Raw genomic sequence first — 1695 nt, forward strand, 5'->3', positions numbered from 1 at the left:
CAACGCAGGGTAACCACATGAAACGTGTTACTAGGCGACTCTGGCCGTTCCACCAGGCCGAAACCACGTGACCTGCGAGAACACCGTCAACCGTGTCCAGAACCCGCCATCAGCTGCGGAACGCAGGCTCAATGATCGTTGAGCACTGGAGGGGTAGGAGCGCGGACGGCAGCACGCATCTCCCGTACCGCAGCGGTTATCTCGGGAGCGAGAGCCATGGCTTCGCATGACCCCACGGCCACGTCGACGCGAGGGCCCGTAACGAGGACGACGCGCGCGCCCTCCGCCAAGAGCGCGTCTCTATCCACGAGATCCGGACTTCCGACGTCCACCACCACCCGGGTGACACACGACCGGACCTCGGTGATGTTGTCGGGCCCGCCGAGAGCCTGAATCATCCGAAGCGTCTGTAAGAGCATGGTTGTCATCGGACCTCCTGCGGACCTTCGGCGTGACGGAACGTGGAGTGGGCTCAAGCCCGGACTCAGCCGCGGCGCAGAGCAGCATGCCAGGACCGAGCCTCCGGATCGGCGGTCGAGGTACTGACGACGCTCTGATGACGGCGATCACCCAGGCGAGCAGACCCCGCACTCCGACGGACGTCAATCCTCCAGGACATCGCACCGTGCCGGGGAGGACTGACTGGGCTCCCTTGCGGGAACTGTCAACGGCCATTCAGTTCGGCTCTGATCCACATTTCGGGATCACTCAGCGTGATCGGCTTACGGGGTCAGGAGGATGCGGCGTCGGAGGAGGTCGAAGTTGGCGCGTCCGTAGCCTTGGCGTTTGAGGAAGGGTGCGGATCCTTCTGGGGGAAGGTCGTTGTTCAGGCGCTGAGTTGGTAGTCCCGCTGGTCGGAGTAGGTGCGCTGGTGCTCGCGGGTGTGGTGGTAGGTGAGGTAGTCGTCGAGGTCACCGTTGGCGTGGACGGCGCGGAGTTTGAGGACGGCTTCGGCGCTGTCGAGGCCCCAGCGGGCGCCGGTGATATCGAGGCGGTCGCCCACGAGGTGGCGGCAGGCTCCCTCGACGGAGCCGGTCGCGATCGGCCACCCGTTCTTCAGTGCGATGTCGTAGCGGAGTCGGTCGAGGTGCCCGGTCAGGTAGCGCACGCAGGTGTCGACGGCCTTGCGCTTGGAGCCGGTGAGCTGTTCTTGTCCGGCCCGCGTGGTCATCTCGCTGGTGATGCGGGCGGCGTGTCCGTGCAGGATCGCGGTGAGTTTCTCGGCGGCGAAGGTCTCGGCGGCATCACTGCCGACCGGGTGGAAGGCGTGGGCTGCCGTCCAGATGTATTCCGCGACATGCGCGAAGTCGATCAGGACGTGGATCGTGGCCTTGCGCCGCCGTGCCTCGGCTTCGATGAGGTCGAGTTGGTGGCGGGCGCCGTCGACGAGGACGAGCCAGGGACGGTGATGTCCCCGGTCACGGTCGGTGGCCTGGGTGAACGCCTCAGCGATCACGTCGGCCGGGTCATGGATGAGCGAGGCGGTGCACCACCGGTTGACCGCCTTCGGCCCGGGACTGGGCGTGCGCAGACCGCTGCGGCCGCCCGGCGGGTGGACGACGTCGTGCGGCGTTGTCAGGTTGGGTGAGTCCTGGTGGGTGTGTTCTGGTTCGGGGCGTATCTGGCCGTGGTGGTGACGGTGGTTCAGGCTGCTGCGGACAGGCCGAGAGTCCCGGTGATCTGGTCCCAGATCGC

Annotated in this window: 1 protein-coding gene and 1 pseudogene; both read right to left on the reverse strand. The window is 66.4% G+C overall.

Annotated features, from left to right (window positions below; translation table 11 throughout):
* Positions 1 to 128 precede the first annotated feature (128 nt).
* Positions 129 to 428 (reverse strand): PTS transporter subunit EIIB, encoded by a 300-nt coding sequence (locus OTB19_RS42690; protein WP_267804248.1) that lies wholly within the window; start codon positions 426 to 428, stop codon positions 129 to 131.
* Between the two features lie 398 nt (positions 429 to 826).
* Positions 827 to 1695, reverse strand: a pseudogene (locus OTB19_RS42695) (hypothetical protein); the annotation flags it as partial.

This window comes from Streptomyces sp. H27-H5, from assembly GCF_026627505.1.
In the GTDB taxonomy this organism is placed as follows: Bacteria; Actinomycetota; Actinomycetes; order Streptomycetales; family Streptomycetaceae; genus Streptomyces.